Below are 13,812 nucleotides of genomic sequence, written 5' to 3'. Positions count from 1 at the left end.
ATTGCATCATGAACTGCCAAATTTCAATCCTTATGCCAGAGATCCGCTGTGTTCCAAGTATTGCTCTGACCATAATCTCTCTGAAGGTAAAAGAGTGAGGAAAATATGGCGAATACAGAGAAAGAGAAATTTGCCCAAATTAACCTCGGTCAGCGGTTGGAAGGATTGAACCATTTGTCGAGGATCAGAGCGACATACTGGGGAAATGATGAGAAAGAATTAAGACGGTTTCTTGCCGATATGCGTGACAAAAGGGATTGTCATTATGCAGAGAATAAGCGGGTGCTATCCGCTATTTTCTATTTGGCGAATATTCCACGTTCTCGTCATGACAGTGAAGTCAGCCAATTTACCCCAGAGGAAAAACAGTCTCTGATCAAAGCGATGAATCATATTAAGGTTGTAGTCAGTCAGTTTCCCAAGCATTTGACATTATCCAATTAATCACTCTTTTAAACATTTTTTCGGTTTATTTTTCTGAATAAATAGCATTTTTGAACAGATGGCGTGTGTACGTCAGGTACTCACATACCCTTAATATGGTGACATTGATGAATAGTATTTTTTTCGCTCATGAATATCACGCTGGCAATGCTATTGCCAACGATAAGCAGTTGGGAATGTGCCGACCAAACATCCCGCGAAATGCTTCAATGGCAGAGTATTTGTTATGGGAAGTGAATGCAGAAGATTATCAATGGTGCCATCAATATATCGGTCAGATACCGGACTTTCTGGCGAAATATTTCAGCCGCCGTTATGTCGATATTTTTACTAAATCAGGGCGTAGGGAGGCCAATTCTTATCTGAGAAAAACTGTCGGGCAGAATGTGTTGCCACGGTTACAGTTGGTTAAGCACAGATACCAATTCAAACACCATGTGTCTGGTATTGCGCCTTTCCCTTTTATTGCACAATTGAATAACGTGGTGACTTATGATCGTAAACAGCTTTTGAAGCTCGCTCATGAAGTCTCTGTATTTATCACAGAGAACTATGAGTACTATTCTCTGAAACCCTTTTGGAAACCCACTTCTTTAAGTCCCTCTTCTTTGCAAAAACCTTTTTTGCAAGAGTCCCAACATAGCCAAACAAAATCTTTGGATAGTGAGATGGAACAATTTTCTCGTATGGCAGAAGTTTATCAATTATTGGCAAAACTAACGTTGCAATGTGGTACGAGTCCTCCTTATTGGCAGCGATTTAACCATGGACGCAAAGCACTTTCTGTTGATCAACTCTGTACGGCAATGTTGCGTATGATGTCCGCCCGCTGGTGGTACTTTCGTTTAAAGCGCCTGCGAGATATTCAATCGGAACATATGGCAATTGCAGTTGGACAGGTTCAGAAAATGGCATCACCTTATGTTTCGCAACATGCTTTGCGTGAATGGTTGGAGCAAAAGCGACGCAATCGTGAATTTTTCCAGCATTTTGATTTAGAAAATGAAGCGGGAGAACGTATTTCATTAGCTGAAACTGTGGTTCACAGTAACGCGAATCCTGCTATCCGTCGTTGTGAATTGATGGTCAGAATGTGCGGTTTCGAGGATATTGCTGACAAAATGGGATGTGTAGGGGAATTCTATACCATTACGGCACCAGCGAAATACCATGCAGTCCGGCATCAAGGAGGATTTGTCAATCAGTGGGAGGGCGCGACTCCCCGCGATACACAACGCTATTTATGCAGCGTATGGGCAAAAGCCCGTGCAGCCATTGCTCGTGCAGGCATTAATCTATTTGGTTTTCGTGTTGTCGAACCCCATCATGACGGTACTCCACATTGGCATATTTTATTGTTTATGTTGCCAGAACATGTGCAGCAGGTCAGAAAAATCCTTGAACATTACGCTTGTCAAGAAGAGGGGGAAGAGTTACTGCGTCATCGTAATAATGACAAAAAATCCCGTTTTGATTACAGGGAGATAGATCCTTATCAAGGTAGCGCGACAGGTTATATCGCAAAGTACATTTCTAAAAATATTGATGGTTATGCATTAGAAGATGAAATCGATCATGAAACGGGCGAATCATTACGCGATATGGCTAAATCGGTAACAGCATGGGCAAGTCGTTGGCGTATTCGTCAATTTCAACAAATTGGTGGTGCTCCGGTTTCTGTTTGGCGCGAATTGCGTCGACTCAAAGAAGTACGTTTATCTGATAATAAAATGAATGCGGTCTTACAGGCCGCAGATGAAGGAAATTGGGCTGCTTATACGCAGGCTCAAGGTGGGCCGTGGGTTGCTCGTTGTGATTTGGTCATTCGGCTCTCTTACAAACAGATTCCATTTGGTAGCCCTTATGGTGAAGAAGTTCACGTCATCCAAGGAGTGACATCGCCTTTGCTGTCTTATGCAAAATATATCTGTACACGGATCCATCAATGGACAATTGTACCAAAATCTGATGCGATTCCGACATCGGAGAAGATTGTCTATAAAAGAAACAGAAAATGGTTCTCTTGGAGTTCTGTCAATAACTGTACGGATAGACAGAAAAGATATTGTTGTGATATAGATATAAAATGGTTTTAAAGAATGCTTTTTTTCAAAAAAAAATTTCTATAAAAGAAATATATAATAGTTATTAACTATTAATTTTTATCTTTAGGAAGGGAAAAAACTACTTTAAATTTTCACTAATTAGGTGTACTGTATATACATACAGTTTTTGAGTGGAGGCGTATATATCAGTGGACTCTCTTATGGAATCATTGGTAGCACAACGTATTAATTTTATTGCCAGAATGGCGACAAGTTGTGAATGCAATCAAGCAGAAGACAAAGAATTGGCATTGGTCTGGATAGCTGAGTTATCTGCACCTTATGAAAAAAGACTCAGTGGTTATAATAGCTTGTATAAAAACAATTTGTTAGAAAGGGAATGGTCGGTAAATTCAGATTCGGTAGAAGAATAGGCTTTGACGGGAGAAAATGATGCGAATTGAAATACTTTTCGATAAGCGAGCTAATGTTTCTGAATCGGTCATGTCTGCACTTGAAAATGAACTTAAAAAGAAAATACTACCTCAGTATCCAGATACGCGTTTTAGAATTGCCGTCAGCAGCAGTACATCCGTAAAAGTGACAGGAAGTAAAAACAGTAGTGAACACAACCAAATAATGGAACTCATCCAAAGTGTCTGGGAGGATGATAGCTGGCTATTGGATTAGGCCTAATAGATTGAAGTATCGAACAAATAATAAGTAATTTAAATAACGTAAGGGCAGGGTCAATTCCTGCCCTTATGCTTTCTTAAAAAGATAAATATTCTGGCAGAATTATTCTTCATTTGTACTACTTCCCCGACAATGCCGTTTCATTGAGGTATTCCGCTGATTATTCGATCATAACTCTCCGATTTACTGATTGTTTTCTGCAAAGAAAAGGAGAGTGTATGCAAATTATTGCACAACAAAATGAGACAGTTGATGCTTTGTGCTGGCGCCACTATGGCCGGACATTAGGCATGACGGAACGTGTATTGTTGGCCAATCCGGGACTTGCCGATTTTGGCGCGATATTGCCTCATGGAACGAAAGTTGAAATGCCGGACTTTATGCCTGTGGCCAGCAAGCCTATGATCCAGCTTTGGGATTAAGGGGCATGAATGGATAAATACAGCCATGCAACTTATGCCTGCGCCAGCACCACTGCTATTTTTTCCGGTCTTTCTTTGTATGAGTGGAGTTTCTTGCTGGGAGCATTCGCCAGTATTGCTCTCGGCATTCTGACTTATCGTCTCAATCGTCGTGAGCAAATGAAACGCACTTTGATCTTAAAAGAAATTCTGGAAAATCTGGAGGTAGATCCTGCGTCAAAATCAGCCAGTATTGTCAGCGAGCTGATAAATCACGCGCCAAAAGAGCTGTGATATGTATGCAGGATTTCAAAACTAAACTTAGCCGATTGCTTATTGGTCTTATCATCGGTGGTGCCAGTTCTTCCGTTATTCTTTCCCAGTTCCTTGATGAGAAAGAGGGTAATCAGCTTACAGCCTATCAGGATGCTGGTGGGGTTTGGACGATATGCCGGGGAGTGACGCGCATTGATGATAAAGCGGTATATAAAGGAATGCAGTTGACCTCTGAACAATGTGAAGCCTTGAACCGGATTGAAGCCGACAAAGCGATTGATTGGGTAAAAAAGAATGTCCACATTCCGCTGACTGAACCACAAATTGCAGGGATTGCCAGTTTTTGCCCATATAACATCGGTCCTTCAAAGTGCTTTTCTTCCACATTTTATCGCAAGCTCAATGCCGGAGATAGAAAAGGTGCTTGTCAGGAAATTAAACGCTGGATTTATGATGGAGGGCGTGATTGCCGAAAAACCAAAGGGCAGCCGAATGGCTGTTATGGGCAGGTCTTACGGCGTGATCAGGAATCTGAACTGGTTTGTTGGGGACTGGAACAATGAAGAAAGTGCCTTTAATTGTCACCTTTATAATTGGAGGATGCTTTGGCTGGTGGGGACACCGTTCACTGTTTCTTAGCGAAGTGGCAAACTTGAAGCAGCAACATTCCGCTCAAATTGCTGCTATCTACCAGAAAGCAAGCCAGGAAACATTATCAGCTATTCAACAAATGAAAGATGCACAGAACAGGGTCGCTCAACTGGATGAATTCTATTCTGGGAAATTAGCTCATGTTACTGAAGAAAATACCGCTTTGCGGGCTGATATTGCCGCTGGTCATCGCCGGGTGCGAATCGCCACTGCCAACCTCGCTACCTGTCAGCTCACCCAAAACCGAAATACCCGCTCCCGCAGCGTGGGCGATGGAACCCAAGTCGAACTCACTGCAAAAGCTGGACGTACTATTTACGATATCCGAGCCGGTATCATCAACGATCAAGCCAAACTAGATTACCTGCAACAGTATGTCCGTGAAGTTGTCCGGCAATGTAAGCCCTAGTCATTCTGCATGACTTAGCAGAACTCTCTATATGACCCCTAAAAGCCTTTTTTTATTCTGAAAGAAGGCTTTTATTTTATTGATTTAATTTGATTTTTTCTGCTGCTTTGTATGTCTGTTCCTACAAGCCTGGTTTAATGTTTCATCTGCTTTTTCATGGCATTCTTACGCCATGAACACACAACTCACTGAACTGATGCGCTTATTGCGCAACCTGATCCGAACAGGCGTCATTACCCAAGTGGATACCACAAAAGGAATGTGCCGAGTCGCGACAGGCAATCTTGAAACCGACTGGCTGCACTGGTTGACATCCAGAGCGGGAAACTCCCGCACGTGGTGGGCGCCCAGTGTTGGTGAACAGGTTTTATTACTGTCCATAGGCGGCGAACTGACCACCGCCTTTGTATTGCCAGCAATTTTTTCAGATGAGTTTCCGGCACCATCAACATCTCCTGAAGCAACGCATATTAAGTTTCCGGATGGTGCAGTGATGGAATATGAACCGCAATCAGGCGCATTGACTGTGACTGGCATCAAAACCGCGACAGTGATTGCATCGGATTCCGTTCATATTACTGCGCCGGAAATCACCTGTGTTGCCAGCACCAGAATTACGCTGGATACACCGGAAGTCATCTGTACGCAGCTAATGAGCACGGGGAATCTGATCGTGCGCAACGGCGGCAAAATGACGGGCAATATTGAGCACACCGGCGGCACATTCAGTTCCAACGGCGTGGTCGTGGATTCCCATAAACACACCGGTATTCGGTCAGGCGGTGACACATCAGGAGGCCCCGTATGATGTATCTGGGTATGAACCGACAGACAGGCAGGGAGCTGGCCGATCTGGAGCATGTCCGGCAATCTGTCAGCGATATTTTACTGACCCCTGTAGGTAGCCGTATTGCACGACGTACTTACGGCTCTTTGCTGCCTGAACTGATCGACTGGCCGCAAAACCCGGCGCTCAGGCTTCAAGTGATGGCGGCCAGCTTTACCGCAATCAGCCGCTGGGAGCCACGTGTGACGCTGACGTCAATCACGATGGAAACCCTACAGGACGGCAGAATGGTGGTGGATATCACGGGTACTTACCATCAGTCCGCCAAAGAATTTTCACTTTCGATTCCGGTGAGGTAAGCAATGCCAACAATCGATTTAAGTCAGTTGCCGCCACCGGACGTGGTTGAGCCACTGGATTACGAACAACTGTTAGAAGAGCGCAAAAGAGGGCTGATATCGCTTTATCCTGGAGACCAGCAAGATGCCATTGCTCGAACCCTGCAACTTGAATCCGAGCCTTTGGTGAAGTTGCTGGAAGAGAACGTGTACCGCGAACTGCTTCTGCGCCAGCGAGTTAATGAAGCTGCACGAGCGGTAATGGTTGCTTATTCAACTGGTAACGATCTGGATCAATTGGGTGCGAACAACAATGTATCCCGCATGGTCTTGCGTTCTGCGGATAACTCCACCATACCGCCGACACCGGCTGTCATGGAATCCGACAACGATTACCGCGTGCGCATTCCTCAAGCCTTTGAAGGTTTGAGCGTTGCAGGACCGGTTGGGGCTTATGAATACCATGCCCGCAGTGCAGATGGGCGTGTCGCGGATGCTTCGGCTATCAGCCCGTCACCAGCCAACGTTACGGTAACAATCATGTCCCGTGAAGACAAAGGTGTGGCATCCAAAGAACTGTTGGAAATCGTCGAAAAAGCCCTGAACGATGAAAACGTACGCCCAGTGGCAGATCGTTTGAAAGTCCAGTCAGCGAACATTGTGGAATATGAAATTGATGCGGTGTTGTACATCTTCCCGACACCGGAATCAGAACCTATCCGTAAAGCGGCTGAGCAAAAACTGAAACATTACGTCGAAGCACAGCATCGTCTGGGGCGTGACATTCGTTTGTCAGCGATTTATGCCGCATTGCATGTGGAAGGTGTCCAGCGTGTAGAACTGAAAGCACCGCTGAAAGACGTTGTGCTGGATAAAACCCAGGCTTCTTACTGCACCAAGACCACATTGACGATGGGAGGTTCTGATGAGTGATCGCCTTCTGCCGATGGGCTCAACCCAGTTAGAACTTGCCGCGGCGAAAGCATGTGCTGAGTTGCAGAAGATCAAAGTGCCATTGCGGGAACTGTGGAATCCGGACACTTGTCCGGCATCATTACTGCCTTATCTGGCATGGGCGTGGTCAGTGGATCGCTGGGACGAAAACTGGCCTGAGAACACCAAAAGGGAAGTGATCAAAAGCTCGTTGTTCCTGCACAAACATAAAGGAACGATTGGTGCGATTCGGCGGGTAGTTGAACCGTTAGGTTATCTCATCCGTGTACGGGAATGGTGGCAGACCAACGACGCTCCGGGCACCTTCCGGCTGGATATTGGTGTGCTGGATAGTGGTATCACCCATGAAATGTTCGAAGAGCTGGAAAATTTGATTTTCGATGCCAAGCCGGTGAGTCGACATTTAATTGGGTTGGATATCAACCTGGATACACGCGGTGAATATCACTACTCGGTAGCGACTTACAGCGGTGACGAACTGACAGTTTATCCCTATTTCCCGAAAGAAGTGACAGTATCCGGCTCAGAAATTGTGGGCGCGGGAGTACATATTATTGATGACATGAGGATTAGACCATGAGTACCAAATATTTTGCGCTGCTGACACAGTTGGGCGCGGATAAATTGGCAAATGCTGCGGCACTGGGTACTAAAATCGAAATTACCCATATGGCCGTTGGTGATGGTGGTGGCAGCCTGCCGACGCCAGACACTAAACAAACTAAATTGATTAATGAAAAACGTCGTGCAGCGATTAATACGCTGAGCATCGATCCGAAAAACACCAACCAAATCATTGCAGAACAGGTTATTCCTGAAAACGAAGGTGGCTGGTGGATCCGTGAAATCGGCCTGTATGATAAAGATGGCATTCTGATCGCTGTTGGTAACTGCGCAGAAACCTACAAACCCCAATTGCAGGAAGGCTCTGGTCGTACACAGACGATCCGTATGATCCTGATTGTCAGCAGCGCTGATGCCGTGACTTTGAAAATTGATCCGTCTGTGATCCTGGCGACACGTGAATATGTGGACGATTCCATTAAGAAACATGCAAATAGCCGTAATCATCCTGATGCGACGCTGAAAGAAAAGGGATTTGTGATCCTAAGCAGCGCGGTGGACAGCAATAGCGAAACTCATGCAGCGACACCGAAATCGGTAAAGGCGGCTTATGATTTGGCTAATGCGGCGAATAATAATGCTAATGGTCGTGTTCCGGCAGGGCGTAAGGTGAATGGTAAGGCGCTATCAGCAGATATTGCGCTGAATGCAGGGGATGTTGGAGCTTATTCTAAGGAAGAAACCGAAGCTAAGGTGCGTGAAGCTAAAGCACAGGCAGATGCAGCAAATAATAATGCCAATACTCGTCTGGAAAAAAACAAGAATGGTGCGGATATTCCAAACAAAGATGAGTTTGTAAAAAACCTCGGTTTAGTGGGAACTGTGGATAAAGCTCAAAACGCTGTACCAAATTCAAGGAAAGTGAATGGAAAATCATTATCGGGAGATATCACCCTGAATGCAGCAGATGTTGGTGCATTTTCTCAAACGAATCAGATGACTAATATCCCTGATCAGTCGTATATAGGGGCATTTTCATGTGGTAGAGAAGGAGAATGGGTAAAAGGCATTAGTATAGGATCTAAAGGTAGCGATGTAGGACAGATATGGATTGACTCTTCTGCTATGTTACACACTCAATTTTTGAACTCTAATGGCAACCATGCACATCAATCCTATACTGTTCGTGGGGAGTGTTACACAAAACCAGAATCTGAGAATCGTTTTATTCCATTAAATAAAGGCACTACAACATCAGGGTATATTTTATCTAAGACGGCAAATTATCTTGATGATCCTAGTTCACGTATTAGGTCGTTCAGGTTTTTTAAGAACTAATAATATGGAGAATCTTGGTGATTTTGCTATTCATGTAGCCCATCCAAATGCAGAAGGCTCTCAACATGCAAGAGGAATTTCTCTTAATTATGGTGGTAGTACAGATAAATTTGGATTATCTACTTATTCTTTTGATGAAAATGGTAAGTTTCAAGGACAGAAGAAAATCTTAACAGAAGATAATATGGCAGATATGCTGTATCCAGTAGGCATAGTTTTATGGTTTGCTCAAAACAAAAACCCGAATAACCTTTTTCCTAAAACACAATGGAAATATATAGGCGAAAATAAAACAATTCGTTTAGCTAACCAAAATGGTTCAAACGTATTTTCTGTCGGTGGAAATGATTCAATAACACTCACGGGTGCACAAATACCATCTCATAATCATTCAATTAATGCTACTACTAGCAATTTTGATTATGGTACTAAGACTACTAATTCTAATGGAAATCACTTCCATGACAGTGGGCTAGATATGGAAATTATGATAATACGGAAAATAATGTAGGTTCTCGTAGTACTGATTGGGATAATTATAAGCATAAAACTAGTACTGAAGGTGCTCATACGCATACCGTACATATAGGAGCGCATACATAGTAGCTGCTGGTGAAACGAGTATATCTCCGGTATTTACCCCAGGGAAAAAATCATGAAAGTAATAAATAAAATTGATAATAAAATTATTGGTATCTTTAATCCCAATACTGCTGAAGAAGACATTAAATTACTAGGTTATAATGTAGATGATTGTGAATTTATCAAATCTCAATCAGAATTAGACCGAGATAATCTTCTATACTTAAAATCGACGGATTGGCTTGTAACCAGACATCGTGATCAATTGAGCTTAGATATTGAATCTTCGATTACTAATGAAGAATATCAGTCTCTTTTGATAAAGCGTCAGGCGGCTAGAGCATCTATTGTCGACCAAGATGCATTAAATAAATACTATTTGGTTTTTGGTGAAAAAAATAATAAATACTAATTTTATTGCCATTCTTAAACCACCTCCCATGGTAATACCGCTCGTGTTTAAGCGAGCGGTATTACTCCATAGAAGGCGGTTTTTTACTCGACACCAATATTTTTTATATGTAATTATTGGTGCAGATGAGAATAAAACCAACCTTAACTAGGTTAATTAATAAGATGAGTTTTAATATTAATTAATACAAGTTAGGATATTCGATACCACCCCATTAACATAATATATGAGTTAGTAATATTTATAGCTGAGCTACTACCAGTATTTCCCGTTGTGCCTGAAATTGAGTGTGTATGCGCTCCTATATGTACGGTATGCGTATGAGCACCTTCAGTACTAGTTTTATGCTTATAATTATCCCAATCAGTACTACGAGAACCTACATTATTTTCCGTATTATCATAATTTCCATATCTAGCACCAGAAGCTTCACCCCACCCACTGTCATGGAAGTGATTTCCATTAGAATTAGTAGTCTTAGTACCATAATCAAAATTGCTAGTAGTAGCATTAATTGAATGATTATGAGATGGTATTTGTGCACCCGTGAGTGTTATTGAATCATTTCCACCGACAGAAAATACGTTTGAACCATTTTGGTTAGCTAAACGAATTGTTTTATTTTCGCCTATATATTTCCATTGTGTTTTAGGAAAAAGGTTATTCGGGTTTTTGTTTTGAGCAAACCATAAAACTATGCCTACTGGATACAGCATATCTGCCATATTATCTTCTGTTAAGATTTTCTTCTGTCCTTGAAACTTACCATTTTCATCAAAAGAATAAGTAGATAATCCAAATTTATCTGTACTACCACCATAATTAAGAGAAATTCCTCTTGCATGTTGAGAGCCTTCTGCATTTGGATGGGCTACATGAATAGCAAAATCACCAAGATTCTCCATATTATTAGTTCTTAAAAAACCTGAACGACCTAAATTACGTGAACTAGGATCATCAAGATAATTTGCCGTCTTAGATAAAATATACCCTGATGTTGTAGTGCCTTTATTTAATGGAATAAAACGATTCTCAGATTCTGGTTTTGTGTAACACTCCCCACGAACAGTATAGGATTGATGTGCATGGTTGCCATTAGAGTTCAAAAATTGAGTGTGTAACATAGCAGAAGAGTCAATCCATATCTGTCCTACATCGCTACCTTTAGATCCTATACTAATGCCTTTTACCCATTCTCCTTCTCTACCACATGAAAATGCCCCTATATACGACTGATCAGGGATATTAGTCATCTGATTCGTTTGAGAAAATGCACCAACATCTGCTGCATTCAGGGTGATATCTCCCGATAATGATTTTCCATTCACTTTCCTTGAATTTGGTACAGCGTTTTGAGCTTTATCCACAGTTCCCACTAAACCGAGGTTTTTTACAATCCTTAGATCCTTATGATCCTAGCTAAGATCCAATCTCCTATCCCCTGAAAACCAATAAATAGAGGTGAAAATGACCCAATTTAGCTTGTCAAAAAATAACCAAAAGCTCGAATTACTTGAAATAATATTGAATAGAATAAATTTTAAACCAAAATTGAGCTAAAAATAGACTAAAAAAGGTCATTGTTTGGTCAATAAAAGACTGCCCTTACAAAAAACTACTCATTTCTCTCTCCTATACAAAAACAAATCAAATATAAAATTAACATATTGATTATTAATAAAGATATTAATATAGATTTGTACCTTGCCCCACACACAGCCAATCGAATGATTTCCCACGTCCAATCCGCCAATATATCAGCACACCTTAACAGGAGAGAACGCTAATATGGCACAAGATTATCATCACGGAGTCCGTGTTCAGGAAATTAATGAAGGTACTCGTACTATCACTACCGTTAGCACTGCTATCGTAGGTATGGTTTGTACTGCTCCTGACGCAGACGAAAAAACATTTCCATTAAATACTCCAGTCCTGATTACTGACGTTATGAGCGCCAGTGGTAAGGCTGGAAAAAAAGGCACTTTGTCTGCATCACTAAAAGCAATTGCTGCTCAGGCTCTGCCTGTGACTGTGGTTGTTCGTGTGGCTGAGGGCGAATCTGAAGAAGTAACCGTTTCTAACATCATCGGTGGTGTCACTGATGCAGGTAAGAAAACCGGTATGCAGGCATTGTTGGCAGCACAAAGCCAACTCGGTGTTAAACCACGCATTCTGGGCGTTCCGGGTCTGGATTCAAAAGCAGTTGCTGTTGAACTGGCAAGTGTTGCTCAGAAACTGAAAGCAATGGCGTATGTCAGCGCTTATGGCTGTAAAAATATCTCAGAAGTGATCAAATATCGCGACAATTTCAATCAGCGTGAGCTGATGCTGATTTGGCCAGATTTCCTGAGTTGGGATACCGTTACCAATAGCGAAGCTATCGCGTTTGCAACCGCTCGTGCTCTGGGTCTGCGCGCCAAAATTGACGAAGAGACTGGCTGGCATAAAACCCTGTCCAACGTTGGTGTCAACGGTGTGACGGGTCTGTCTGCTGATGTCTTCTGGGATTTGCAAGATACCGCGACTGACGCTGATCTGTTGAACAAAAGTGGCGTCACTACACTGATTCGCAAAAACGGTTTCCGTTTCTGGGGTTCTCGTACTTGTGCAGATGATCCACTGTTCCAGTTCGAAAGCTACACCCGTACCGCTCAGGTTCTGGCTGATACGATGGCTGAAGCGCACATGTGGGCAATTGATAAACCACTGACCCCATCGCTGGTACGCGACATTCTCGAAGGTATCAATGCCAAGTTCCGTGAACTGAAAGCAGGTGGCTATATCATCGATGGCCGCTGCTGGTATGACGACAAAGCCAACGATAAAGACACCCTGAAAGCAGGCAAATTGACCATCGATTACGACTATACCCCTGTACCGCCACTGGAAAACATGATGTTACGCCAGCGCATTACAGATAGTTACCTGATGGATTTCGCAAAAAGTATCAATAAATAAGGGGCTAACTGATGGCATTACCTCGCAAACTTAAGTACCTGAACTTGTTCAATGATGGCAACAATTATCAGGGTATTGTGGAAGAGCTGACTCTTCCTAAGCTGAGCCGCAAACTGGAAGCCTACCGCGGTGCCGGTATGAACGGCAGTGCAATGGTGGATCTGGGTTTGGATGAAGGCGCACTGGATGCGGAATTCACTCTGGGTGGCGTTGAAGCTCAACTGTACAAACAGTGGGGCATCGCACAAGTTGATGGCGTTATGTTGCGCTTTGCTGGCTCTTTTGAGCGCGAAGACACGGGTGACGTGGTTGCAGTTGAAGTTGTTATGCGTGGCCGTTTCCAGGAATTCGATCACGGTACTTATAAACAAGGCGACAACACTCAAACCAAAATTACCGCTAAAAACACTTACTTCAAACTGACTTGGGATGGTGAAGAACTGATTGAAATCGACACCGTCAACATGGTTGAGAAAGTGGGCGGAGAAGATCGCCTGGCTCAGCATCGCCGCGCTATCGGTATTTTTTAGTCACTCTTTTATTAACAAATTTAAAACTTATTCCCTGTCTCAATCAGCATATCGCGGCTGAGACAGGTTCTTACTCGGATAAACAAGGTTGAATTATGACTGAAGCACTGAAAACTCAAGATGAAGATCTGCGCACAATCGAATTGGAAGCTCCACTGGCGCGGGGCAACGGAAAAATCACGGAAGTGATGGTACGTAAACCTAACAGTGGTGCGTTGCGCGGTGCTCGTTTACAGGCACTACTGGAAATGGATGTGGATTCTATGTTGCTGGTTCTGCCACGTGTTACCACTCCTGCATTGACCAAAAATGACCTGATGATGATGTCACCCGGTGATCTGATTAATCTCAGTGTGGAGGTGGTCAATTTTTTGTTGCCGAAGTCGGTCAAGTCCGATTCCCAGAACGATTAACCGTTGATGAA

The 13,812-nt window shown here is 43.0% G+C and carries 19 protein-coding genes; 18 read left to right on the top strand and 1 reads right to left on the bottom strand.

Going from position 1 to position 13,812, the window contains the following annotated elements; genetic code table 11:
• Positions 1–105 precede the first annotated feature (105 nt).
• From AAC852_RS01205 to AAC852_RS01135, 15 genes are all read left to right on the top strand, one after another.
• Entirely contained in the window at positions 106–444 is a 339-nt protein-coding gene (locus tag AAC852_RS01205; protein ID WP_340619443.1) for a DUF5347 domain-containing protein, read from the top strand.
• Between the two features lie 107 nt (positions 445–551).
• On the top strand, positions 552–2,540 hold the full coding sequence (locus AAC852_RS01200; RefSeq protein ID WP_340619442.1) for a replication endonuclease: 1,989 nt from the start codon (positions 552–554) through the stop codon (positions 2,538–2,540).
• Between the two features lie 170 nt (positions 2,541–2,710).
• Positions 2,711–2,923 carry a hypothetical protein gene (locus AAC852_RS01195; protein WP_340619441.1) on the top strand — a complete coding sequence of 71 codons (213 nt, stop codon included), beginning with the start codon at positions 2,711–2,713 and terminating at the stop codon, positions 2,921–2,923.
• A 19-nt stretch (positions 2,924–2,942) separates the two neighbouring features.
• On the top strand, positions 2,943–3,179 hold the full coding sequence (locus tag AAC852_RS01190) for a DinI-like family protein (RefSeq protein WP_340619440.1): 237 nt from the start codon (positions 2,943–2,945) through the stop codon (positions 3,177–3,179).
• 224 nt (positions 3,180–3,403) lie between these two features.
• Positions 3,404–3,607, top strand: a complete 204-nt coding sequence (locus AAC852_RS01185; RefSeq protein WP_047683408.1) for a tail protein X — start codon at positions 3,404–3,406, stop codon at positions 3,605–3,607.
• Positions 3,608–3,616: 9 nt separating this feature from the next.
• Positions 3,617–3,880, top strand: a complete 264-nt coding sequence (locus AAC852_RS01180) for a hypothetical protein (protein ID WP_047683410.1) — start codon at positions 3,617–3,619, stop codon at positions 3,878–3,880.
• 5 nt (positions 3,881–3,885) lie between these two features.
• Positions 3,886–4,425 (top strand): lysozyme, encoded by a 540-nt coding sequence (locus tag AAC852_RS01175; protein ID WP_340619439.1) that lies wholly within the window; start codon positions 3,886–3,888, stop codon positions 4,423–4,425.
• Positions 4,422–4,922, top strand: a complete 501-nt coding sequence (locus AAC852_RS01170) for a lysis system i-spanin subunit Rz (protein ID WP_340619438.1) — start codon at positions 4,422–4,424, stop codon at positions 4,920–4,922. The genes AAC852_RS01175 and AAC852_RS01170 overlap by 4 nt, the downstream gene beginning before the upstream one ends.
• A gap of 172 nt (positions 4,923–5,094) precedes the next feature.
• A complete protein-coding gene (locus AAC852_RS01165; protein ID WP_340619437.1) occupies positions 5,095–5,730 on the top strand; it encodes a phage baseplate assembly protein V in 636 nt (211 codons plus the stop codon).
• The gene (locus tag AAC852_RS01160) at positions 5,727–6,068 is read left to right on the top strand and encodes a GPW/gp25 family protein (protein WP_340619436.1); all 342 of its coding nucleotides are present in this window, start codon (positions 5,727–5,729) and stop codon (positions 6,066–6,068) included. The genes AAC852_RS01165 and AAC852_RS01160 overlap by 4 nt, the downstream gene beginning before the upstream one ends.
• 3 nt (positions 6,069–6,071) lie before the next feature.
• The gene (locus AAC852_RS01155; protein WP_047683416.1) at positions 6,072–6,980 is read left to right on the top strand and encodes a baseplate assembly protein; all 909 of its coding nucleotides are present in this window, start codon (positions 6,072–6,074) and stop codon (positions 6,978–6,980) included.
• Positions 6,973–7,581 (top strand): phage tail protein I, encoded by a 609-nt coding sequence (locus AAC852_RS01150; protein WP_340619435.1) that lies wholly within the window; start codon positions 6,973–6,975, stop codon positions 7,579–7,581. Before AAC852_RS01155 ends, AAC852_RS01150 begins: the two co-directional genes overlap by 8 nt.
• Positions 7,578–8,903, top strand: a complete 1,326-nt coding sequence (locus AAC852_RS01145) for a phage tail protein (protein WP_340619434.1) — start codon at positions 7,578–7,580, stop codon at positions 8,901–8,903. Before AAC852_RS01150 ends, AAC852_RS01145 begins: the two co-directional genes overlap by 4 nt.
• Positions 8,904–8,907: 4 nt before the next feature.
• Entirely contained in the window at positions 8,908–9,414 is a 507-nt protein-coding gene (locus AAC852_RS19885; RefSeq protein ID WP_422824245.1) for a phage baseplate protein, read from the top strand.
• Positions 9,415–9,558: 144 nt separating this feature from the next.
• The gene (locus AAC852_RS01135; RefSeq protein ID WP_047686490.1) at positions 9,559–9,897 is read left to right on the top strand and encodes a hypothetical protein; all 339 of its coding nucleotides are present in this window, start codon (positions 9,559–9,561) and stop codon (positions 9,895–9,897) included.
• Between the two features lie 191 nt (positions 9,898–10,088).
• On the opposite strand, the gene AAC852_RS01130 is transcribed toward AAC852_RS01135, so the two are convergent.
• Positions 10,089–11,264, bottom strand: a complete 1,176-nt coding sequence (locus tag AAC852_RS01130; protein WP_338114352.1) for a phage baseplate protein — start codon at positions 11,262–11,264, stop codon at positions 10,089–10,091.
• Between the two features lie 421 nt (positions 11,265–11,685).
• On the opposite strand from AAC852_RS01130, the gene AAC852_RS01125 reads away from it, so the two are divergent.
• From AAC852_RS01125 to AAC852_RS01115, 3 genes are all read left to right on the top strand, one after another.
• A complete protein-coding gene (locus tag AAC852_RS01125) occupies positions 11,686–12,858 on the top strand; it encodes a phage tail sheath protein (protein ID WP_209027154.1) in 1,173 nt (390 codons plus the stop codon).
• Positions 12,859–12,869: 11 nt separating this feature from the next.
• Positions 12,870–13,388, top strand: coding sequence for a phage major tail tube protein (locus AAC852_RS01120; RefSeq protein ID WP_340619433.1), 519 nt, complete (start codon positions 12,870–12,872; stop codon positions 13,386–13,388).
• 95 nt (positions 13,389–13,483) lie between these two features.
• Positions 13,484–13,801 carry a phage tail assembly protein gene (locus AAC852_RS01115; protein WP_340619432.1) on the top strand — a complete coding sequence of 106 codons (318 nt, stop codon included), beginning with the start codon at positions 13,484–13,486 and terminating at the stop codon, positions 13,799–13,801.
• Positions 13,802–13,812: the final 11 nt, after the last annotated feature.

This window comes from Xenorhabdus siamensis (assembly GCF_037996745.1).
Taxonomy (GTDB): domain Bacteria; phylum Pseudomonadota; class Gammaproteobacteria; order Enterobacterales; family Enterobacteriaceae; genus Xenorhabdus; species Xenorhabdus indica.
Note: the sequence above shows the minus strand (reverse complement) of the source record. Positions and strands in the feature narration are given on the sequence as shown.